Raw genomic sequence first — 20,063 nt, 5'->3', positions numbered from 1 at the left:
AACGGTGTTCGCCGCCGTGTTCACTCGTCCGCTCGTCCGTGGAGCTTCCACATCGTAGTCTCCAGGTTCCGGATGGCCGTAGCGTGTTGCCCGTTCACGAGGTCTGTCCAAGACTCAATCCCCGGGAATATGAGCGGCGTCGTGTGCACAGGGAGTCTCGCCCAGTCGACATCGGCCGCAGTAGCCGCGGACTCGACCTCGTGAGCCACCAAGGGCGGCGGGAGGTCTGCCGTCCGTTCAGGAGTCACCCCGAGACCAAGCCGGTGGGTGTAGCCAGCCCAGTGCCAGCGCTTCCCGGCGCCGTGGTGAATCGCGGGTGCCCACAGGTAGGTCTCGCCCGGAGACAGCTGCGTGGTGTCCGAGGGGTCGTCGGTTACCAACGGACGTGACATCGTGACGACCCACTCGTCTCCAGTCCACGTGCCCGAGGCGGTCCAGTCGGCGGCACTTCCGGCGGGCTTGCGGACGGGGCGGCGTGGAATCATCGCCCCCTCCCACTCGGCCACACTGGGGTCGAACGAAACGGTCACGTCCGGTGTAAGCGCGTACGTTCCCGAACCCTGTGCGGGGAACTCGCCGGCCGAGATGGCGTGGTAATCGAGTGCGCCCCCGTCTACGACATCCGGATCAAACATCAACTCTGGCCCCCCGTCCGATGTCCACTCTTGGCTCGTGTAGGTTCGACGGCCGTCATCGGCATGCCGATAGTCGAGGACATGAGCATCAGTCCCGTATCCGACCGGGTCGGACCGGTGTGCGCGCCACATCGGCAGGTCGAGAAACTCGCCGCGGGCCTTCATCGCCCGTAGCTCGCCGGGGGAACGCACCTCTCGCCAGTCGCCTTCCCACCACTCGCCGGCACATGCCTGTGGAAGGAACTTCCGGATATCGGACTTCCCGAGACGGTCGCCGTAGTGGGAGTGAGACTCGACGTCGGCTACAGACGCTGCACTCGGCAGCGAGCGCATCCCCTCGTGAGCCGTGAGCCATCCGGCGAACTCTTCGAACCCGCGGACGCTCCCATCGTCGAGGAAGAAGCTCAGACGGTCCTCGTAGAAGCCGGTGTGCTCGTCGTTGTCGTTCACCCACGGTGACGGGTCGGCAAACTGTTGCCACTCGCCTTCGTGGTAGACCAGCATATCGTGGATCCAGCCGCCGGGGTCGGGTTGATCCCACCGAAACTGAAAATGCAATCGCTCTCGGTCGTGTGCCACCCGCGTTCGAAGCTGTTTCTCTTGTTCGGCTGGCATCCAGTTGTCGGTCATCGACTCAACTCATCGTACGGTGGGCAGCCCACTTGGCTCGTACTACATTGTAGTATGTTAGCATACAAAATATATCGGGCGTGTTCCTCGCAGACAGTCATCTTCCGGCTTGATCGGGTTGAACCGCTCAGCACGGTTCACATCTTATATGTCGCTACGAGGCTCTCCAGATTACTGCTCGGAGCCGTACCGACCCGCGCTACCGCTTCGGTTGAACGACCTGCTCTCGTGGTCGGACAGGAAGACTCCAAGCTGTGCCAACCAGCCGTTACTATCCAAGCGCGGCGACGACGTCGTCGATCGTATAGAGACGGACATCGTCGCGCTCGCGGGCGGCGCCTTGGACACTGTCGGCAAATCCACTCCGGGAGAACAGCGCGTATTCGACGGTTCGCGAGCCACCGCCCGACGGCTGCCACCGGAGTTCCTCGACGTGCGTCTCCAGCGATGCCAGGGCGCCGTAGTCAAGCGGCGATGCCTGATACTTACACTCGCCGACGACGAGCGTGTCTTCGTCAGTGAGCCCGACGACATCGATCTCGTGGTCCTGATACCACCACTGCCCAACATCGACGATCGGCGTCTCGTCGTACAGGGTCCACAGGGCCTCACAGCACAGTTGCTCGAAAGCAGGAGCGACGAAATCGGCCAGCTCGGGGTCGACAAGTCGGTCGTAGGCCTCCTCACCGAACTGGTCGTACCGATCCGCACTCCCGTACAAGAATCGGAACCAGAATCGGAACAGGGGATCCCGAAGTCGGTACTGACTCCGCTTGGATCGTTCAGGTTTCTCAGTCACGGGCACATGCCGTTCAATGAGTCGGAGCCGGGAGAGCCGATCCAGATACGTCGATAGCTGGTTGTAGTCGATACCTGTCACGCCGGCAATCTCGTTGCGGCCTGTTGCCCCGCCGGCGATCGCTTCGAGGATCGAGAAGTAGCGCGTCGGCTCCGTTAGTTCCATCCGGAGAACGTACTCCGGCTCGTTACGGAGCGATCCGTGGCGAGTTAACACCGTCTGCTGGATGTTCTCGCCGAGGGACCGATCCGCGTCGAGTTCCTCGAGGTAGTAGGGAACGCCTCCGAACACGCTCCACGCGCGAACAGCCTCGTCCGCCGTCGCATCGTCCGGGAAAAACTCCGTCGCGGCGTCGAACGAGAGTTCACGGATGTCGAGCGTTAAGGATGTCCGCCCGTACAGCGGGCTGTCTCCGAGCAGCGTTGCTTCCTCCATCATACTGATCGACGACCCGACCAGCACGAACGTCGTCTCCGACTCGTCGAACTCGTGGTCGAACAGGGCCTGTAACACCGACGGGAGGCTCTCGTCCTGTTCAATCAGGTACGGAAACTCGTCAAGGACGACAATCGCGTTCTGGTCGGCTAGATATCGGAACAGCCGCTCCCAATCGGGACGAATGTCTTCGATACTAGGAACCGTATCGGCCGCAGTTTCGACGAACTGTTCCAGTTGGAGCTCTCGTGTCTTTTGTCGTGCCTGATAGAAGACCGCGTTCTCCCGTCCCTCAAGCGCCTTCTTGACGAGTCTCGTCTTCCCGAGCCGTCGTCGGCCGTACACGACGGCGAGATTCGCGTTTTCCGAGTCGAAAAGCCCGTGGAGCCGAGCCAACTCCTCTGAGCGGTTCACGAAGCCTGTCATGGCGCTGAATTAGTGGTGCGGAATAAAAATATTCTGAATAATCATATTCTGCAATATCATATCTAGAGATATCATCGATTGAGGATTCAACAGAGCCACAGAAAGTCAGTCCTGCTGGGAAAGATCTCCAAGAGCAGTCACAGTATGCGGGCTGGTATCGATAAATACTGCCCCGTCGGCGAGGACTGGTTGAGACCAGATCGTTCCACACGCCAAGTCGTTACCGAGAGTATAGTGCCAACGCGGTGTTCCATCGATCCTCTCAAACGCAACGATTGCCGGACAACCAAGCGATTCCATGAACACTGGTGCGACGACGCTTTCGCGCCCAACTGCGAGTGGGCCGCGGACAAAATGTCGGGTCGGATTTTTCGACAGAGACCACTGCCTGCCGCCGTCTGGCACCGATACCGCTGTGAGACCGGATTCGGACAGCACGAATGCGGTACTATCGTCAACGGCGATACTGCGAACCCGTCCGTGCGGAAGTTCTATAGATGTTCTCTGCTTTCCGTCGCTATGATCATAGACAGTAATATCGGCTCCCTCACCGATTAGGACACCATTCGTTACACAGACATGCGCTGAATACCGGTCAGTATCTGCGATTCCTCGCTGCCAGATCAACTCCCCAGTGTCTATTTCAAGACAGCGTAGAACTTCTTCACCTTTTTTAGATGTTCCAGTAATATATACGTGATCGTCAAATACTGATAGTCCACGTCCGTCGCCTCGCAGTGCAGAATCTTGCCATTTGATATCGCCCGACTCGGTCGTGACGGCCATAACGTAGTACTTCTGACGATGTATAAAATCAATCAGTCCGATCTGTCGATCTGGGACGACCGTCGCCGATATCGAAGATACATGCCCCGGAAGCTTTCGTTGCCACCGCTCACTGCCGTCGGCAGTACTGAACGAGTAGAGTCTCTCTCGGGTCGCAACCAACAACTGATCGTTGATGATGCCTCCTGAGACACCAACCGGTTCCGTATCGTCGAGATCACGATCGAGGGCTGTTTGCCACCTGTGCTCGCCGGTTTGGGCATTGAGTGCGGTAAGGCCATCGTTGCCGTCAACAGTATACACGGTTTGATCAGCCACTACCGACAGCATCCGACCACTACCACCGCCCCACGCTAGATTTCCGCGCTCAGGGACTGTAACATCGGACGTAGCCGTCTTCTGGGCATTACATCGTGACTGGTTCCATCCACTGGTTGGTGCTGTCGGCAGTGATCGGTCAGGGGAGGCAAGACATCCGGAGGCCCCACATACACCAGCCATGGACGCGAGCACTCCACGACGAGTCCAGCTCATATCCCGACCTAACCAGGCTCGAAATTAATTGTTCCAACGTACTTCTGTGGCCGAAACAGTCCCCGATTTGTCTTGACAACACGTTTTCTCCTGTTGTGTGGCCGTAGCGCCCCTCTGAAAGCCAGTTCGATAAGCCACTGGTGTCAGGCGATTATGCTCTTGCTCACCCTCGTTGAGAATACACTTCGTGTAGCCAGACAAGCGTTGGGAAGCCACGCGGGGAATCCCGATTCAGGCGGTCTTCCCCGCACACACATATCCTCTCCCACTGTGTCCGGAGGAAAAAAGAACACTGCTACGGTGAGCTGGTTGATCGGCTGAGCCTCATGCCTGGTGTGTGCGAGCGACTCGACCTATGCTCTGATGCCATGCCTGATCCAACGATGTTCTACCACTCCTTTGACCGATATGCGCCCTGTATTCAGCAGTCACTGAAACGTACTCAGATGTTTTCAGGAGAGGTGTGCGAGATTCAGAGGTTGAGTCGGTCACGTCAAACTCTTGTTTGGAGCTAATAGCCGCTGGATTCCAAGATAGATAGCGGGGGTCAATACAACTGTCAGAACGACCCCTACAGCTAACGGGAGAACGCCTGTTGGGTCGGGGGAAACGACAAAGGAAACTGCGAACCCGAGAAAGAGAGCCACAATGGCTGATACCAGCATGAGGACAGTTGATTTCACATCTCGGTGCTATAGCGTGAGTCGAATAAAAGTGGTGTCCCTTGGTTCTCTCTGAACAAGTCCTGACAGATTCGCGCCCTGTATTCAGCAGTGCCTCTTCTACTTGCTCGGTGTCCGTCACCACCGACGTGCCCGATACAGAGGCTGAGTTCAGCAACTATCCTGCATTCAATGTGCCGCTGATCAGGTGGATGAACTGGTTAAACGAGCAGCGGACCAATTATTCAGCCGTTGCGGTGTGATAGACAGCGGCACTGGACATGAGTGCAATCACTAACCCAGCACCTGCACCGATTGTGATTCCGGTCGCCAACTCGCCATCCATAATAAGGGCCATCACGATTCCCCACCCAGCACCTATCCCGACCCCAATACCCATTCCTGCGCCAATCGCGCTTGAACGGTCGGAATCTTCCGAAGTGCTCATACCTAAGTAACTTTTTCAGCGGAATATCAACGTTCGGTGGAGAGTAAGGCACCGAATCAGTTGCCTGCTCCCTCTGGCCGACTGATCTCGTCTCAATCTCCGCCCACAAACATGCTACATTCGCGCTCTGTATTCAGCAAGGCTCCGAGAACATATTACGGGATAAGGATTTCAACGGAGCCGTGCACTTGTAATTTCGATACTGATAGCTACCGATGAAACGTTTAGTATGAGAACCGCGCAAATCACTCCATGACATCGATCGACGATCGTGGCGCATCCCCAGTTATTGGTACTATACTCATGGTCGCGATCGTCGTAGTCATCGGTGTCGCTGTCGGGATGACGGCGATGGGATACAGCGACGATCTTCGAGATCTGACGGCCCCTGTAACCTACGGGGATAACCTGATCCAGAATCCCGGATTTGAACGCGGAAACAACAGCTGGGAAGACGGCACTGGAAACACAACCTCTGCCGCGAAAATTGTCGAGGGAGGCGGGATAGACGGCTCGAATGCGGTGCGACTCCAGAGTGTCAGCGGGCAGCAAGACTACGTTGAACAAAATCTTGACACGGTGTTGAGACCCGATGCGGAGTACCGTCTGTGTGCGGAATCTCGTCTTGACGAACAGAGTGGCGGACGGGCATGGGTTGGCGTCCAGCACGCCGACGGTGGACCCAAAAATCACCTCGCCATCTGGGAGGTGACGTGGGGAGAATACCGCGGCCAGTGTGAGTATTTCAAGGCTGATGCTGAATTGAAAAATATTACAGTGTGGGTGTATACTGAGGGTGACGAATCGGTTCTTGCTGACGAGTTTGTCCTACAGCGAACGCAGTTCCTGACTGATGCAAGGCCCGACGAGTAGCCAATAGCATCGGTTCTAATTGCGTTCGAGGACTTGACGGATATCCGCGACCGAACGGGTGCGTCGTGGGGCCACAAGTGGGCGTTCCGCACGCTGTACGAGCAGGTAGAATACAGAGCCGAAGCGGTCGGCGTCTCGGTGAAGCAAGTCGGGTCGGCGTACACGTCACAGCGGTGTGCCGAGTGTGGATTCACAGCTGAGGAGAATCGCGCGACTCGCAACGATTTCCGATGCGTAAAGTGTGAGTCAGAAGCGAACGCGGACTACAATGCGGCGAAGAACATCAGGATGCGGTACGTCCGTCGAGGCCAACAGTCGTCTCGGCGGACGGGCAACAGTCAGTTTGCCCTCAAGTCTGGAACAGTGACGCCGAGTGGCGGATTCACCGCCTACCCGGACGGGTTCGAGGCCGAGTTCATTGACAAGCCCCACCCTCCACGAGCGAACCCCTCAGGGTGAGCGAAGTAGGGTGGGGTAGTTGACTCCTCCGCTGTGAACACGGCGTAGGGGATGCGTCACGTCCCGGCCGCGCCGGCCAACCTTTTGCGGCGGTCAAATAGGGAGCTCCTTAGGGAGGGTTAACTGAGTTCGATTGTTCGATCAGTCCAGCTCCTCAGGCGGCGTAAAACCGTCTGTTCACGCCGCGAGACGGGATCATCGCTCCCGAACTCGTCTCCCTCGTAGGCGTTGACGACGACGCAGTCAGCTTGGCTACAGTACTCGATGAACTTGTCTAGGTCTCCCGCCTCATGTTGGAATCCGATGGTGGCGTCGTTGACGAAGACGGCGGCAGGATCGGACGGTGCGTCGTTGAACCGGCGATTGGCTCGTTCGGCATTTTCACGGGCTAATTTGAGCACGTCTGCCGTCTCACTGCCCTGTGAGCGCGGGGCGTTTGCTTCGACGGGGTCGATCCAGACTTGGTCGGGAATCTCCACGAACCGGCACAACCGGCGGCCGACGACGCGGTCGGTTCGACCCAGCTCGGGGCCGAACTCGAAGACAACCGTCTCCTGTGTCCGACCGTATTCAAGCCAATTCGTGAGTGTCCGTGCGGTGAGACTCGTCTTCCCGACCCCAGATGACCCGACGATCAGTGTCCGTCCAGTCAGCGGGATCTGTGTCTCTGTCACACCAACACCTCCTCACGGACGTATTTAATACCCGAGACGACCGTCGCCACGCCGAGTAGGAGGGCAAACGCGAGGACGGTCCCGGAAAGGACGTCAATACCGCTTCCGGCCTGCTCTCGGAGAAAATTCACTGCGAGCGTTCCGGAGACGACCAGTAGGCCAAGTCCTCCGGCGTTTGCCAGCGTGGAAGGCGGCTCGGACACCGCATCGCTGTTAAGCAGGTAGAGTACGATCGCGATGGCGAACGGCGTCCCCACTGTTCCCAATGCGAGGACGAGCACGAGTTGACTGATAACCTCCCCGCCGATGAACGCGCCAGCAGCGGACACCAGTGCGAACCCCGCGAGCAGGACTCGATATCGCGTGTCCGAAACCGATGTCCCCCAGCCGAGCTTGTCTGCGACGAGAAACGGCGGGACAACGGTGTTTCCACCGAGGGTGGAGACGGCAGCGCCACCTAGGCCCAGAAGAAACAGCGTCCCGGCGCTGTCACCGACCAGCGGACCTAGCGTCTTTCCGGCACCGATCGCGGTCAGTTCCGGATCGGACAGCACGCTCGCTGCCACGAGGAAAACGGCGACACTGTAGACGCCGAACGCCCCCAGCATCGAGACGCTGATGTCCAGTGCGGCGAGGTCGTAGTCTCGGACGGTCCAGTCCCGGGCTCGCATCGTATACGACTGCATCGTTATCAGCGTGATGTGAACCGCGCCGCCGAGGATGCCAGCTGCGATCAGCCCGCTACCCGCGGGTAAAGACGGCACGAGACCGGTCACAGCGGCCTCGTAGTCGACGGGGACGACCCACAGCGACGCGACGAACGCGAGCACGACGACCGTCACCAGCGCCTTAGAGAGGAATTCAATGAACCGGTAGCCTCGACCGGCAAGCCCGGCCGCGAGAACTATCCCCCAGACCAATCCCCAAATCCGGGCATTGACACCGGTCAACGACGCCGAAACAGACGCGGCAGTGTTCATGATGACGAACTGCGCCGCGCCCGCGACGACAACAACGTCGACAACGAGAACGACCGCCCACCCCTCACCGACGTGGTCCTCCACGACGCCTACGATACCGCGTTCGGTGAGTAGCCCGAGCCGCATCGCGAGAAACTGCGCGACCGCACCCGCGGCCGCGGATAAAATAACAACCCAGAGGAACGTGTAGTCGAAGCTCGCACCGGCGGCGATCAGGCTGGCCATCGTCGCCGGCCCGGCGGCGATGGCACCGGCTACCCACGACGGACCCATCTCGCTGAGGTATGCACGCACTGTACTGCCACCCGTGGACAGACGTTCGGATCGGTGATTGCTCACAACTCGTCACCGGGCTTGGACGTGCCCGTGTGGCCCCCGTTGCCACCGATCCAGCCGAACTCAGCGGCGATCACATACACCTCATACAGGAACACGGCGGAAACGGCCGAGACTGTCCCCCAGAGTAATATCGCGAATTCGGTCGACCCAACCGGGGTCATTGGTCGTCCACCTCCCGGTCCTCCAGTTGTCCGCCGTCGGGTTGTAGGTCGTCCAGCCGTCGGATCTCGCTCGCGAGCTCGTCGAAATCATATCGGTGTGACGAGCGCTTGGCAAACGCTAGCGTACACACAGTTGCGGTCACGAAGGCACCGGCGAACGACGTGAGATAAAGCCCGTCAGGTGACGGCAACATCGCACCGACGAGTGGGATCGCACGGAGAGCGTCGGCGATCCCAAGCGGAAACGGGAAGACCGCCGCACCGACCGCGAGGCCACCGACACTACTTATCAGTGCGCCCGTCCCGGTGAGTCTGTCCGAGAACAGTCCGTACAGGAACGGGACCGCGACGGCTGCGCCCAAGAGGTCGGCAAACAAGAAGAGCGCCAACACACTCTGCGCCGTTTGGCTGACGTAGATTGCCGCGACGGCGACGACGATTGTGAGCACTCGGGCGCTGAGCGAGAGCGTCCGGTCGTCGGGGTCGTCGAGTAATCGCGGGAGGTCTGCCGTGACAACGCTCGAAAGCGCGTTGAACAGCGTGTCGACCGAACTCATCACGAGCAGGAGTGCGAGAAGTGTGACCGCGACCACGGCCCACTCCGGGAACGTCTCACCCAGAAGCGCAAAGAACGCTGTCGAAGGGTTCTCGACGGATGCGTTGCCGACGGCGACAACGCCGAATAAAGCGGCGAGTAAGACTATCATTCCGTTAGCAACGGTCGCGGTTCGGAACCCTCGCGCAACCGTCTTCGCGTCAGAGCCCGCGTATATCCGCTGCCACCACGTCTGATTGATTAGCTCGGCTCCGAATATCGCGAGCGCGATAGCGATCCCGAACCGGATCCCGTCCGAGTTCAGTGGGTCGAGCAGAGACGGGTCGGTCGCGACGATCCCATCGTAGACTGCTCCCGTTCCGCCGAGGGTAACGATCGCGCCGGTGAAGGCGACGACCAACAGCGGGAGAACCAGTGCGGTCTGGACCGTGTCGGTGAGAATGCTCGCGCGGAGTCCACCGTACCCCGTGTAGGCCAAGACGAACCCGCCGACGAGGACCGCCGTCAACCACTGTGGCACGTCGGCGACGAGCGCGAGGGCTAACGCGATCCCAGTGAGTTCAGCGGCGAGAAAGATGAACATATAGAACACGCTCACGAAGAGAATGAACGTGTACATCGCGCTTCCATATCGAGCGTACGCGTACTCCGTGAGTGAGTGCCCGTCGGGAATTACGTCGCGAACCCGAGGTCCGATCTTCGAATACGCCAACATGGGAAGCGCCTCACCGACCGCGTAGCCGACGACCGCCGCGATACCGAAGGAGGCCCCTGCTTCGGGCGCCGACAGTAGGATCCAGACGCCCATCACGGAGGCGATCAGCGTGGCGGTCAGCTGTCCCCCACCGGCCGAGTTGCGGGCGGTAATGAGGTCCTCGGCCGAATCAAACCCCCCACGGGAGGTGTAGACCCCCATCGCGGTGAATGCGACGAGCGTCGCGATGGTGAGTCCGAGCACTGTCTCAGTCGTCACCATCGCCGACCAGCCTCCGACATCTCCTGATCGTACGCTGCCGCGAAGAAGGCGAACTCCAGCTCAACAGTCCGCCGGAACAACCGCTCGAGGCCGCGTTGTCGCTGTGGCGAGACCATAGCACCCTCGCGGTCGAGTTCTCCTCGGAGCCACGTCACGAAGTCACCGAACGAGTCGTTGTTGTGGAGGTCGATCCACTCGTCGAGATAGAAGCGGTCAGGCCGCTCAGGAGGCATGTCCGTGGCCCATTCGAGATAGATCCACTCGGCAGGAACCAGCACGGCGAGTGTTTCGGGGTAACCGCCTTCACGGCCGGCCCGTTCGAGCAAGTCCACAAACGCTCTGCTGCTGGCGGTGAGTTCCGGATCCGCGTTCGTCGCCTCGGGGACATCGAGCGCCTCGAAGGCCCGTTCGAAGTAATCGCTCTCGTCATCCGTGAGTACGGTCAAGAATTCGGTAAGTGACGACTTCGCCTCCATCGTGGGTGCGTCACCGACCGCGCGACCGACCGTTCCGACGAGCGTTTCCACGAATGCGTAGTCCCGAACAAGGTATCGTCGGAACGCGTCGTCGGCAAGCTCACCGCTCCCGAGTTCTCGCACGAACTGGTGCGTCACTGTATCGGTCCAGTCGGGTTCAGCACGTCTGCGGAGCCAGTTAGTGAACGAGGGGTCGTCACGGTTCGCGGCGTAGGTGTCGAACGAGTCCGGCGCGCCCGTGGTCTCGTCGCCGGCGCTCATATTGCCCACTCCTCCTGTCGCCATGCGGCGTCCCAAAACCGGTATTCGTAGCGGGCCGAGGTGTGGAACAGTTTGCGAAACCGCTCTCGCGTCTCGGTATCGGCGTCGGCTGCCACGTCGTTGAGGAGTTCTTTACACCACGTCGTGAGTTCGGTGAACTCCTCGCCGGCGTACGTCTGGATCCACTCCGCGTACCGTTCGTCGTCGGGAAGTCCCCTATCGGCGAGTCGTTTCCCGGTCTCGTTGAATCCCCACATACAGGGGAGTAACGCTGCGACGAGGTCACCGAACGTCTTCGTCGCGGCCACGCGGACGAGAAAATCGGTGTACGCTCGTGTCGTGGGGGACGGTGTCGCCGCTTCGAGATTCGCCTCCGAGATACCAAAATCTGCAGCGTACGCACGGTGAAGGTCCATCTCCGTGTTGATCGTCGAATCAAGCAGTTCGGCGAACGTCCCCATTCGACCGATATCGGGAGCCTTCGTCGCGCCGTGTGCAAACACTCGAGCATACTGGGTCAGATAGTAGTAATCTTGCTCAACCCAGTAGCGAAACGTGGCCTCGTCAAGTGTCCCTTCACCGAGCTCTTCGACCATTGGGTGATCGACGATGGCCTGCCACGTGGCCTCTGCCACATCGTCGAGTTCGTCGGTAAAGACCATAGCCGATATCCATCGTTCGTCAACTTATAACTTGGTAATATAATCAAGTAATGGCAGAGGGAGGCCAATACATCTCTCCCGCTTCTGGCGGATGACGCTTGACTTTGAGACGGTTGCGTTGAGAAGATATTCTCCGTCTCCACGGAGACGCCGCTGTCGGGAAGATTGAGACCGACACTAGTCTTGAGCCGCATCTTGTCTCGGACGATCAAGCGTTTGCCGTCGAAACCGACGATGGGGAGTGGTCGTGTTGAGATGTGGCCGCGCCGGCCTCTGGAACGCGGCCGAGTACGCCCAGTCGGTACTGAGCGGGATCTATCCCGCATGGAAGGCTGCTAATGAATCACCAGTGGATGCGCTTCGTGGTTCGTGAGGTGTAGACGGGTCCAAACGCTAGAACGCTCATCTGTAGCAACGAATACCCGGCAGTAAGGCGGGTTTTGTTTATGTAGAAACGCGGAAAGCCCGTATAATTACACTCAGACACCCCTCATCGCGCGGATCGAGGGCGGCGACATCGACCCGCGGCTCTCGACGCTCCGCCGCATCGTGAACGCCCTCCAAGAGGCGGAAGGCGAGGTCGTGCGCGCGACGGACCTGATGAACGAGACCGTGATCAGCGTCGCGCCCGGCGACGCCGTGAGCGAGGCGGTCGACCTGATGGAGGCGGAGGCGTACTCGCTGCTCCCCGTTCTCCAGAACGCCGTGTCGGTCAGCTCGATCAGCCAGGGCGATCATCGTCCACGAGGGCGAGAACGTCGGTGACCACCCGGTCAGCGAGGTGATAAGCGAGTCGTTCCCGACGGTCGCGCCGTCCGCAACCGTCGACGAGGTCCGAACCTCCTCGACAACTACAAGGCCGTGATGGTCACCGACGGCGGCGAGACGGTCGGGATCATCACCGAGGCCGACATCGCCGCGCAGCTGTCGTAACCCCCGCGCTTACTACTCCTCCCGGCGCTCGGAGAGCCGCTCCCAGATCTCCGTACACCCCGCGCCGTCCTCGACGTCGTCGAGGTGGCCGTCGTCGGGTTCGGCGTCCGGCTCTCCCTCGGTCCCGTCCCTGGCGCCGCTCCGCTCGTCGTCGTTCGTCGCTCGGGAATCGCCTCGCTCGGTCATCGTCGCTCCGAGGCGTCCTCGAAGAGTTCGGGCGCCACGTCCGCGGACGCGTGCTGTCGGTGTGTCCCGTCGAGCGGGTCGACGAGTCGATCGTCGGTGGTGTCAGGAACTGAATCGGTCATTACACCGATGTGCGCGCCTGGGAGTCATAAGCGTCGGCACGTGCGTAAATCGAACCACTACTCTCGGATACCGGATTTCATGTCCGGTAGATCGGAGACTAATTTTACATGTATCTCGGTGTAGTCTGCCGGTTTTCCGATATCCGGCCGTCATCGGTACTGTCGTTGGTTGCGAGCAGCGCCACCCATTGGGTCGTCGCGGCCGAACCCAAGGCGTGACCACTCGTTTGCGCGTCCTCGACGACGGTGCGTGGATCTCCGTCAACGACAGCCGGGAAGTGAGTGTCAGCGAACTGTGGCGGCTCGACACGCCGGATCTGTGTCAGTGCGCGCTCACGGATCTGGTCGTCGAGAACTTCCAGTCGGTCGGCGTCGACGGCTCGACCGTGGAGGCGAAGGTGTATGGCCAGTGTATCTCGTGCGGGGCGACCGGGATCACCGGGTGGATACCTATCGGACGGGTACGCGGGGGCGATTTCGTCGAATTCGACCGCTCCGCCGTTCGCCGGGTTCGATGGTAAAAGTAGCGGCAATACGTGCCACATCGAGGGGGCACCGGGGAACGTTGACGCCACGCCGTCAGCTATGTGGATGTCGGCTGTAGGCCGGATCGATGCCGACGGACGTCGAAAACTGGAAATCGGAGGTGTACGGCAACGAGGTGCGCGACCGCCTGTTCGAGTTCGCCGAGGAGGGGTACGACTCGATCCCCGACGACGAGCGGGACGCGTGGTTCGAGCGGTTCAAGTGGTGGGGCCTGTACCACCAGCGGAACGGACAGGAGGGGTACTTCATGCTGCGGATCGGGACCCCGAACGGCGTGCTCGAACCGGGACAGCTCCGCGTCGTCGGGGAGATAGCCGACGAGTACGCCCGCGGTCCCGGCACGAACCCGATTTTTGGCGACGCGTACGCCGACTTCACCACCCGTCAGTCGATCCAGCTCCACTGGATCGAGCTGTCGGACGTGCCCGCGGTCTTCGAGAAGCTGGAGGCGAACGGGCTCTCGACCCAGCAGGCCTGCGGGGACTCGTGGCGGAACATCGTCGGGAACCCTGTCGCGGGCAAGGACGGGCAGGAGGTGATCGACGCGTGGCCCGTCATCCGCGACCTCAACGAGCGGTTCAAGGGGAACGACGACCACACGAACCTCCCGCGCAAGTGGAAGGTGTCCGTCACCGGCTCCGCCGACGGCTCCGGACAGGGCGACATCAACGACCTCGCCTTCGAGCCGGCGTACAAGGCGGTCGGCGGGGACGGCGGTGAAGGCGGGAGAGAGGGCGGCGGCGACGAAAGCGAGGACGCGGTCGGCTTCAACGTCAGGGTCGGGGGCGGGCTCGCGCGCAACGAGCCGCGGTTCGCCCGCGACATCGACGTGTGGGTCCCTCCGGAGCGGGTCCCAGACGTGGCCGGCGGGCTCTCCGCGCTGTTCCGCGACTACGGCGACCGCGAGGACCGGTACAACGCCCGCGTGAAGTTCCTCGTCGACGAGTGGGGCCAAGAGGAGGTCCGCGAGACGCTCCAGGAGGAATACGTCGACTTCGAACTTGCGACCGCCGGCCGCGACGTTCGGGAGGAGTACACCTACAACGCCGGCGAGGGCGAGCGCAACGACCTGATCGGCGTCCACGACCAGAAAGACGGCCGGAACTTCGTCGGGCTGAACGTGCTCGTCGGGCGGATGGGGGCCGACGACGTGCTCGAACTGGCCGACCTCGCGGCGGAGTACGGCTCCGGCGAGGTCCGGCTCTCCCAGCGGCAGAACGTCATCGTCACCGACGTGTCGGACGAGGCCCTCGGCGGGTTACTCGACGAGCCGCTCTTAGACCACTACTCGCCCGACCCGTCGCCGTTCATGCGCGGCTCAGTCGCGTGTACCGGCACGGAGTTCTGCTCGCTGTCTATCGTCGAGACGAAAAACCGGCAGGTCCGGTTCGCGCGCTGGCTGAAGTCGAACGTCGACCTCCCCGACGGCGTCGACGAGTTCCACGTCCACCTCTCCGGGTGTACGGCCTCGTGCGCGCAGCCGCAGATCGCCGACGTGAGCCTGCGCGGGATGAAGACCCGCAAGGGCGGCGACCCGGTCGAGGCGCTCGACGTGGGTCTCGGCGGCGGGCTCGGGGAGAACCCGGGGTTCGCCCGCTGGGTCACCCAGCGCGTGCCCGTCGACGAGGTCCCCGGAGCGATCGCGAACCTGATCGACTCGTTCGCCGCCAAGCGCGACGAGGGCGAGTCGTTCCGGGCGTTCGTCGCCCGCCACGACGAGGACGAGCTCGACGCCCTCGTAGAGCCGGAGGAGACCGACTACGAGGACCCGATGATGCACAACACGAAGCGCACATGGTACCCGTACGCCGAGGACGACGCGATGGAGGACGCGCCGCCGACGCCGGCGGACGACTGACGATGCCGAATCGCCTGCTCCGCGTCAACGCATACACGACGCTGGACCTCGTCGACGGGCGCGCCCGCGGCCACGAGTTCGAAACCGACGCGCCCGGCGTCGTGAATGTCACCGCGCCGCGGGAGGACCCCGAACAGGTCACGCTGGCGGTCGAACTGGACGGGACGGAGATCGACGACCTCGCCGCCCACGCCGACGAGTTCGACCTCTCGCCCGCGCAAGCGAGAACGCTGGCCGAGGCCCTGGAGTCGACGGCGGACCGGGTCGAGGCCGCGAAAAGCGGTAACGGCGCCGACCCATGATAAATAAACTCCCGCACCACGAGGATTACCACCTCTGGATACCGGCACGCGCCAATCCCGACCAGCGGGATTGGCTTGAAGCGTAAACGCAGGCGACGCCGAGATGGGTAAAAGTCGGCTGTTCGAGCGGGGTGGAACGTGGTATCTCCACGTCACCGCCACCCGCGACGTGGAGGATGGTTCCGAGGTGTCCACTGAAGAACGGACGCCCATCGGTGTCGACATTGGGGAAGCGTCGCTCGTCACGGTGTGTCACCGCGACGACCACGGTTGCCCGACCGCTCCCGAACTGTGGGCCGACGAGGGGAAGACCGTTCGTCGGCTCAGAAAGACCTACTTCACCGCCACGAGGCGACTTCAGACACGCGGAAGCGAGCGTATCGCTGAATCGTTCGGTGACGACCTGTGGAACCAGATCGACGACGTGTTCCACCGCGTCACCCGCGAAGTCGTGGTGTACGCCGAATCCGTCGAGAATCCCGTTCTCGTTCTCGAAGACCTGACGTACATACGGGAGTCGATGGACTACGGCGAGTATATGAATCGGCGTCTCCACGGATGGGGGTTCGCCAAACTCCACGCGCAGATACGCTACAAGGCTGTCGAGAAGGGTATCCCCGTCGAGACGGTGAATCCGCGTCACACGTCGAAGGAGTGCCACGTTTGCGGTGAGGTAGGATGCCGCCCACGACAGGCGACGTTCACGTGTACAAACGGCGACTGCTGGATGGATGAGTATCAAGCAGACGTGAACGGAGCGGCGAACATCGTAGACCGCTACCTCAGCGGAGAGAGTCGTTTCAGAGAACACGAGAATGACGATGACTCGGCTGAGGATGGGGGGCGTTTGACCGCCCCACAAGACACCCACGCCGATGCTGAAACCCAGCAAGGGACGCGTGGAACGAATGCGTCTTGAAACCGTAGGGTCAGGCAGACGCTCGGCCTGAAATCCCGTGGTGGGATTCCCGCGTCTTTAGGCGCGGGAGGAGGTCAATCGTCGTTCGCGTATTGGTAGGTGGGACGGACACCTTCGAGAAGTTCCTCGACGATTTCCCAGAGGATCAGAGAGGGAGTTTCGTGTTCGAATGTGATCCTCCATCGGTCCTCAGTAGTGGCGGTTGAGTACTGGACATGCGCCTGTCCGAGATCGGGATGATCCTCGTCTTGGTGCCAGCCGGCGTGAAAGCCCGTGTTTGGGTCCGTGTAGTTGACACGGAACCAATCGTCTGGGTCCTGTCGATACCACTTGACGGTTAGTGCTGGTGACTCAGGGCCTGTCGGGGGATCAAGACGAGCCGGATCGAAAATTGCTCGCAGCTGCGTGGCCTCGATATCATCCGGAACGAACTCAACCGTCGAAATCTGTGGTACGCGATCAAGGACGTCTCGCTTCAGTTGCGCATAGAGGTTCGCGTTCGGGTCACCACCGGGATGCGGGACAGACATCCGTTAGCTGTTGGCCTTAGCAGACTCTGTCGTCGGAGCGAGGAAGTCCCATTCACGGATGGCGAAGCCGACAATCTGGATACGCCGCTGAAGCTGCTCCCACTCACGGGCGATCTCGCGGCGACGGTCTTCCTCGTCAGCATCAAGGGACTCGTCAGCGAGCGTTCCGCGAAGCTGGTTCGGTGACTCAACGCCGAATTCGCCCTCCCAGTCACGGATCTGCGTCTTCATCTCGGCGAGACGGTCGGTGAGTTCTTCGACAGTGTGCCCGCTGTCTCGAAGCCGCATCGCCTCCTGCATCGCTTGGCGGCGATAATCAGGGTAGTACGTCGTGTGGGTGCCGCTTTCGTCACGATGGAGAATACCATCGTTGACGAGGCGTTCAAGCACGCGTTTGGTTGGCTCGTGTGACCAGTCCGCTTCGGAGGCGATCCAGTTAGCCGTCCGCGGCTCCGACAGCTGTCTGGCGGTCATCCGAACCCGATCTTCACCCGTGGTTTGGCGTTTCATCAGGCTCTTGGAGTCCGATTCGTCTCCGGTCATACCACATCGTTCGGACTGTACCTTAATATAAGTTGAGACTATTAGTCCTATATCGAATTAACTCATAGGTTATGAGAACTCCGGCCGCTCAGCGTACGTAATCGGGTCGCGTGACCCAGCGTTCCGGAACGCTTCTAACCGGAATGCACAGGCATCGCACGTTCCGCACGCCGGCTCTTCGTCCCGGTAACACGACCATGTGATGTCGTACGGCACCCCGAGCTCCAACCCGCGCTCCGCGATCTCCGTTTTCGACCACTCGACGAACGGTGCTTACAACTCAATCTCTGTCTCTGGTTTCGTTCCGACGTCGATCACGTTCTGAAACGCATCGAAGAACGCCGGGCGACAGTCAGGGTACCCGGAGAAGTCCTCCGAGTGCGCGCCGATAAACAGCGCCTCTGAATCAGTCGCCTCCGCGTACGACGTCGCCATCGACAACAGATTCGCGTTTCGGAAGGGAACGTACGACGTCGGAATCTCATCACTCTCCATATCCGCGTCGGCCACCTCCATCTCGTCGTCCGTCAAACTCGACGCCCCGATTTGGGAGAGATGCCCCGTTTCGATGTGGAGAAAGTCCGCCGCATCAACCTCCTCAGCAAGCGCCTGCGCGCACTCGTACTCCTTATCTTCGGTGCGCTGCCCGTACGACGTGTGGAGGAAGTACGGCTCGTACCCTTGCTCCATCGCCTCGTAGACAGCCGTCGCACTATCCATCCCGCCGGACACCAGAATCACCGCGCTCTTGTTACTCATGAATTGTCAGTCTCGTCGAATCGATTGTCGTTCTGTACACCACACCACACTCGCGGCACCGCGCTCTTCCGACCGGCCTCTGAGAGTGATGTACTCATGTCCCCGGTGCGTCGTTCCACAGATCGACGTGGAGTCGCGGCGTGTACTGGTACCCGTACTCCATCGCTAACTCGGCGACCTCGCTTCGCGTCCCATCGAGTTGCTCCCGTGTCATGCCTTCCGGCATCAACAGGACGTCATCATCGGCGACGGTCGTCGCCGTCGCTTCTCGTACTCGGTCAACCAGGTCCGTGATCTCCGGGAGGTCCGACTCGTCGGTCACGACGAACTTGAGTTGGGTCTCGTAGTCGTCGACCAGCTGGGACAACGCATCCATATCGATCCGATTCTGTTCGTGTTTCTCTTCCCATTCGCCCTCTCCCTTCGGGTCACGCTCCGGTGTCGGCGTGCTGCTCGCCAGCTTTGGGCTGATACTTGCTAGGTCGATCGGCGCGTCCCGGTAGATCGTCCCGTTCGTCTCCACCGTCGTGTGATACCCCTCTGCGGCGAGTCGCTCGAGGAGTTCGACTGACTCCTCGTGGATGAGTGGCTCCCCACCTGTGAGCACGACGTGGCCAGCCCGTTCGTGGGACTTCACTTCCTCGACGATCGAATCGACATCGCGCCACGCCCCGGTCGGCTCCCACGACGTATGGTACGAGTCACAGAACCAACACCGGAGGTTACACCCAGAGGTCCGCACAAACACGGAGGGGACGCCTGCGAGCGTTCCCTCGCCCTGTACCGAGTAGAACACCTCGTTGATCGGGAGGCCCTCACCAGTCCCGTCAGCGTCCGTTGCGGGTTCCTCGATATCGTGTGCGACCGGCATCAGTAGGTCGCACAGAGTTCGCCGGTTTCACTCACCGACACCGACACGTCCGAGACAGTGTCCGGGAACGCATCGAGCATGCGTTGCTCGAGGAGGACACTCATCATCTGCCCACGGGATGGATTCAATGATGACGTCTCGAACCGGTGTTCCTTCGTACGTCTCGAGATCAGACATTACGTTATCATCGTCTCGAAGCCCTCTCATCATATCAATACTGTTTCCCAGATGTCTTAACAACGATTAAGTATATTAGTCTCGCCGCTCAACGAGTACGTATGAGTGAACGTGAACGAGTAAGAGATGAGCGAGAAGAGGCCGTTGAAGCCCGTCCAGAGGGATATGACCGAATCGAATCGGAACTGCTCAAAAATTCTCTCGACCTCGAGCGTGAGGCGGAGCGATTCAAAGCGATGGGCGAGTCGACCAGATTCACGCTCCTGTATCTACTGGCTCAGGAGGGACAGATCGGAAGTGGAGAGCTTGCAGACTTACTTGATCGACGCCAGAACGACCTGTACCACCATCTTAACACACTGGAAGATGCGGGTCTCGTCGGTAAATTCCGCGACGGACAGACGCGGGTCTACGAGCTGTCGCCGCTCGCTGAGGCGTTCGTTCCGCAGATATTTGAGGCTATCAGCACCCGCGCCGAAGCCGTATAGTAGACTTCTGTTTCACTGGCTCTGTTGAAATCATTAATAACTGACAGGATCGGTGTG

The 20,063-nt window shown here is 60.5% G+C and carries 20 protein-coding genes and 5 pseudogenes; 8 read left to right on the top strand and 17 right to left on the bottom strand.

Features of this window, described 5'->3' with window-relative positions; genetic code table 11:
* Positions 1–20: 20 nt before the first annotated feature.
* The 4 genes from DVK06_RS12880 to DVK06_RS12860 form a co-directional block, all read right to left on the bottom strand.
* The gene (locus DVK06_RS12880; RefSeq protein ID WP_121600553.1) at positions 21–1,265 is read right to left on the bottom strand and encodes an ethylbenzene dehydrogenase-related protein; all 1,245 of its coding nucleotides are present in this window, start codon (positions 1,263–1,265) and stop codon (positions 21–23) included.
* A gap of 271 nt (positions 1,266–1,536) precedes the next feature.
* On the bottom strand, positions 1,537–2,925 hold the full coding sequence (locus tag DVK06_RS12875; RefSeq protein WP_121600552.1) for an ATP-binding protein: 1,389 nt from the start codon (positions 2,923–2,925) through the stop codon (positions 1,537–1,539).
* Between the two features lie 105 nt (positions 2,926–3,030).
* A complete protein-coding gene (locus tag DVK06_RS12870; RefSeq protein ID WP_342764965.1) occupies positions 3,031–4,212 on the bottom strand; it encodes a PQQ-binding-like beta-propeller repeat protein in 1,182 nt (393 codons plus the stop codon).
* Positions 4,213–5,148: 936 nt separating this feature from the next.
* On the bottom strand, positions 5,149–5,355 hold the full coding sequence (locus DVK06_RS12860) for a hypothetical protein (RefSeq protein ID WP_121600549.1): 207 nt from the start codon (positions 5,353–5,355) through the stop codon (positions 5,149–5,151).
* Positions 5,356–5,607: 252 nt separating this feature from the next.
* Between DVK06_RS12860 and DVK06_RS12855 the strand changes: the two genes are divergently transcribed.
* Together DVK06_RS12855 and DVK06_RS12850 are read left to right on the top strand one after the other, a co-directional pair.
* Positions 5,608–6,228: an archaellin/type IV pilin N-terminal domain-containing protein gene (locus DVK06_RS12855; RefSeq protein WP_077152443.1), complete on the top strand. Its 621-nt coding sequence runs from the start codon at positions 5,608–5,610 to the stop codon at positions 6,226–6,228.
* Between the two features lie 15 nt (positions 6,229–6,243).
* Positions 6,244–6,687, top strand: a pseudogene (locus DVK06_RS12850) (zinc ribbon domain-containing protein); the annotation flags it as partial.
* 119 nt (positions 6,688–6,806) lie between these two features.
* Here DVK06_RS12850 and DVK06_RS12845 read toward each other — a convergent pair.
* The 6 genes from DVK06_RS12845 to tenA all read right to left on the bottom strand — a co-directional run bounded on the left by DVK06_RS12845 (position 6,807) and on the right by tenA (position 11,772).
* Positions 6,807–7,361 carry a hypothetical protein gene (locus DVK06_RS12845; protein ID WP_121600547.1) on the bottom strand — a complete coding sequence of 185 codons (555 nt, stop codon included), beginning with the start codon at positions 7,359–7,361 and terminating at the stop codon, positions 6,807–6,809.
* Positions 7,358–8,614 (bottom strand): NRAMP family divalent metal transporter, encoded by a 1,257-nt coding sequence (locus DVK06_RS12840; protein WP_121600546.1) that lies wholly within the window; start codon positions 8,612–8,614, stop codon positions 7,358–7,360. Before DVK06_RS12840 ends, DVK06_RS12845 begins: the two co-directional genes overlap by 4 nt.
* 62 nt (positions 8,615–8,676) lie before the next feature.
* Entirely contained in the window at positions 8,677–8,841 is a 165-nt protein-coding gene (locus tag DVK06_RS18710; protein ID WP_158600086.1) for a hypothetical protein, read from the bottom strand.
* The gene (locus DVK06_RS12835) at positions 8,838–10,373 is read right to left on the bottom strand and encodes a sodium:proline symporter (protein WP_121600545.1); all 1,536 of its coding nucleotides are present in this window, start codon (positions 10,371–10,373) and stop codon (positions 8,838–8,840) included. The genes DVK06_RS18710 and DVK06_RS12835 overlap by 4 nt, the downstream gene beginning before the upstream one ends.
* The gene (locus tag DVK06_RS12830; protein WP_233561712.1) at positions 10,367–11,110 is read right to left on the bottom strand and encodes a TenA family protein; all 744 of its coding nucleotides are present in this window, start codon (positions 11,108–11,110) and stop codon (positions 10,367–10,369) included. Before DVK06_RS12830 ends, DVK06_RS12835 begins: the two co-directional genes overlap by 7 nt.
* Entirely contained in the window at positions 11,107–11,772 is a 666-nt protein-coding gene (gene tenA, locus DVK06_RS12825; RefSeq protein ID WP_121600543.1) for a thiaminase II, read from the bottom strand. Before tenA ends, DVK06_RS12830 begins: the two co-directional genes overlap by 4 nt.
* 486 nt (positions 11,773–12,258) lie before the next feature.
* Between tenA and DVK06_RS12820 the strand changes: the two are divergent.
* Positions 12,259–12,705, top strand: a pseudogene (locus DVK06_RS12820) (CBS domain-containing protein); the annotation flags it as partial.
* 12 nt (positions 12,706–12,717) lie between these two features.
* On the opposite strand, the gene DVK06_RS19025 reads toward DVK06_RS12820, so the two are convergent.
* A complete protein-coding gene (locus DVK06_RS19025; RefSeq protein WP_199241437.1) occupies positions 12,718–12,891 on the bottom strand; it encodes a hypothetical protein in 174 nt (57 codons plus the stop codon).
* Positions 12,888–13,013 (bottom strand): hypothetical protein, encoded by a 126-nt coding sequence (locus DVK06_RS19610; RefSeq protein WP_255410369.1) that lies wholly within the window; start codon positions 13,011–13,013, stop codon positions 12,888–12,890. The genes DVK06_RS19025 and DVK06_RS19610 overlap by 4 nt, the downstream gene beginning before the upstream one ends.
* A gap of 215 nt (positions 13,014–13,228) precedes the next feature.
* On the opposite strand from DVK06_RS19610, the gene DVK06_RS12815 reads away from it, so the two are divergent.
* From DVK06_RS12815 to DVK06_RS12800, 4 genes and pseudogenes are all read left to right on the top strand, one after another.
* Positions 13,229–13,534 carry a hypothetical protein gene (locus DVK06_RS12815; RefSeq protein WP_199718683.1) on the top strand — a complete coding sequence of 102 codons (306 nt, stop codon included), beginning with the start codon at positions 13,229–13,231 and terminating at the stop codon, positions 13,532–13,534.
* A gap of 92 nt (positions 13,535–13,626) precedes the next feature.
* A complete protein-coding gene (locus DVK06_RS12810; RefSeq protein WP_121600542.1) occupies positions 13,627–15,417 on the top strand; it encodes a nitrite/sulfite reductase in 1,791 nt (596 codons plus the stop codon).
* Between the two features lie 2 nt (positions 15,418–15,419).
* Positions 15,420–15,719: a DUF6360 family protein gene (locus DVK06_RS12805; protein WP_121600541.1), complete on the top strand. Its 300-nt coding sequence runs from the start codon at positions 15,420–15,422 to the stop codon at positions 15,717–15,719.
* Between the two features lie 5 nt (positions 15,720–15,724).
* Positions 15,725–16,638 (top strand): annotated as a pseudogene (locus DVK06_RS12800) (RNA-guided endonuclease InsQ/TnpB family protein); the annotation flags it as partial.
* Positions 16,639–16,712: 74 nt separating this feature from the next.
* Here the strand turns inward: DVK06_RS12800 and DVK06_RS12795 are convergent.
* The 5 genes and pseudogenes from DVK06_RS12795 to DVK06_RS12775 form a co-directional block, all read right to left on the bottom strand.
* Positions 16,713–17,168, bottom strand: a complete 456-nt coding sequence (locus tag DVK06_RS12795; protein ID WP_121600540.1) for a hypothetical protein — start codon at positions 17,166–17,168, stop codon at positions 16,713–16,715.
* A gap of 3 nt (positions 17,169–17,171) precedes the next feature.
* The gene (locus DVK06_RS12790; RefSeq protein ID WP_121600539.1) at positions 17,172–17,711 is read right to left on the bottom strand and encodes a hypothetical protein; all 540 of its coding nucleotides are present in this window, start codon (positions 17,709–17,711) and stop codon (positions 17,172–17,174) included.
* Between the two features lie 69 nt (positions 17,712–17,780).
* Positions 17,781–18,470: pseudogene (gene queC / locus DVK06_RS12785) on the bottom strand (7-cyano-7-deazaguanine synthase QueC).
* A 94-nt stretch (positions 18,471–18,564) separates the two neighbouring features.
* Positions 18,565–19,341, bottom strand: a complete 777-nt coding sequence (locus tag DVK06_RS12780; RefSeq protein ID WP_121600538.1) for a 7-carboxy-7-deazaguanine synthase QueE — start codon at positions 19,339–19,341, stop codon at positions 18,565–18,567.
* A pseudogene (locus tag DVK06_RS12775) lies at positions 19,341–19,445 on the bottom strand (6-carboxy-5,6,7,8-tetrahydropterin synthase); the annotation flags it as partial. The gene DVK06_RS12780 and the pseudogene DVK06_RS12775, both read right to left, overlap by 1 nt.
* A 174-nt stretch (positions 19,446–19,619) precedes the next feature.
* Here DVK06_RS12775 and DVK06_RS12770 point away from each other — a divergent pair.
* Entirely contained in the window at positions 19,620–20,006 is a 387-nt protein-coding gene (locus DVK06_RS12770; protein ID WP_121600537.1) for a helix-turn-helix transcriptional regulator, read from the top strand.
* Positions 20,007–20,063 lie beyond the last annotated feature (57 nt).

It is taken from the genome of Halorubrum sp. Atlit-28R, from assembly GCF_003665955.1.
Lineage (GTDB): Archaea > Halobacteriota > Halobacteria > Halobacteriales > Haloferacaceae > Halorubrum > Halorubrum tropicale.
Note: the sequence above shows the minus strand (reverse complement) of the source record. Positions and strands in the feature narration are given on the sequence as shown.

What these genes read in the sequence shown, in the direction of transcription:
- DVK06_RS12880 (WP_121600553.1), bottom strand. Translation starts at nt 1,265, where the DNA reads ATGACCGACAACTGGATGCCAGCCGAACAAGAGAAACAGCTTCGAACG.
- DVK06_RS12875 (WP_121600552.1), bottom strand. Translation starts at nt 2,925, where the DNA reads ATGACAGGCTTCGTGAACCGCTCAGAGGAGTTGGCTCGGCTCCACGGG.
- DVK06_RS12870 (WP_342764965.1), bottom strand. Translation starts at nt 4,212, where the DNA reads ATGGCTGGTGTATGTGGGGCCTCCGGATGTCTTGCCTCCCCTGACCGA.
- DVK06_RS12860 (WP_121600549.1), bottom strand. Translation starts at nt 5,355, where the DNA reads ATGAGCACTTCGGAAGATTCCGACCGTTCAAGCGCGATTGGCGCAGGA.
- DVK06_RS12855 (WP_077152443.1), top strand. Translation starts at nt 5,608, where the DNA reads ATGACATCGATCGACGATCGTGGCGCATCCCCAGTTATTGGTACTATA.
- DVK06_RS12840 (WP_121600546.1), bottom strand. Translation starts at nt 8,614, where the DNA reads ATGGGTCCGTCGTGGGTAGCCGGTGCCATCGCCGCCGGGCCGGCGACG.
- DVK06_RS18710 (WP_158600086.1), bottom strand. Translation starts at nt 8,841, where the DNA reads ATGACCCCGGTTGGGTCGACCGAATTCGCGATATTACTCTGGGGGACA.
- DVK06_RS12835 (WP_121600545.1), bottom strand. Translation starts at nt 10,373, where the DNA reads ATGGTGACGACTGAGACAGTGCTCGGACTCACCATCGCGACGCTCGTC.
- DVK06_RS12830 (WP_233561712.1), bottom strand. Translation starts at nt 11,110, where the DNA reads ATGAGCGCCGGCGACGAGACCACGGGCGCGCCGGACTCGTTCGACACC.
- tenA (WP_121600543.1), bottom strand. Translation starts at nt 11,772, where the DNA reads ATGGTCTTTACCGACGAACTCGACGATGTGGCAGAGGCCACGTGGCAG.
- DVK06_RS19025 (WP_199241437.1), bottom strand. Translation starts at nt 12,891, where the DNA reads ATGACCGAGCGAGGCGATTCCCGAGCGACGAACGACGACGAGCGGAGC.
- DVK06_RS19610 (WP_255410369.1), bottom strand. Translation starts at nt 13,013, where the DNA reads ATGACCGATTCAGTTCCTGACACCACCGACGATCGACTCGTCGACCCG.
- DVK06_RS12810 (WP_121600542.1), top strand. Translation starts at nt 13,627, where the DNA reads ATGCCGACGGACGTCGAAAACTGGAAATCGGAGGTGTACGGCAACGAG.
- DVK06_RS12805 (WP_121600541.1), top strand. Translation starts at nt 15,420, where the DNA reads ATGCCGAATCGCCTGCTCCGCGTCAACGCATACACGACGCTGGACCTC.
- DVK06_RS12795 (WP_121600540.1), bottom strand. Translation starts at nt 17,168, where the DNA reads ATGTCTGTCCCGCATCCCGGTGGTGACCCGAACGCGAACCTCTATGCG.
- DVK06_RS12790 (WP_121600539.1), bottom strand. Translation starts at nt 17,711, where the DNA reads ATGACCGGAGACGAATCGGACTCCAAGAGCCTGATGAAACGCCAAACC.
- DVK06_RS12780 (WP_121600538.1), bottom strand. Translation starts at nt 19,341, where the DNA reads ATGCCGGTCGCACACGATATCGAGGAACCCGCAACGGACGCTGACGGG.
- DVK06_RS12770 (WP_121600537.1), top strand. Translation starts at nt 19,620, where the DNA reads ATGAGTGAACGTGAACGAGTAAGAGATGAGCGAGAAGAGGCCGTTGAA.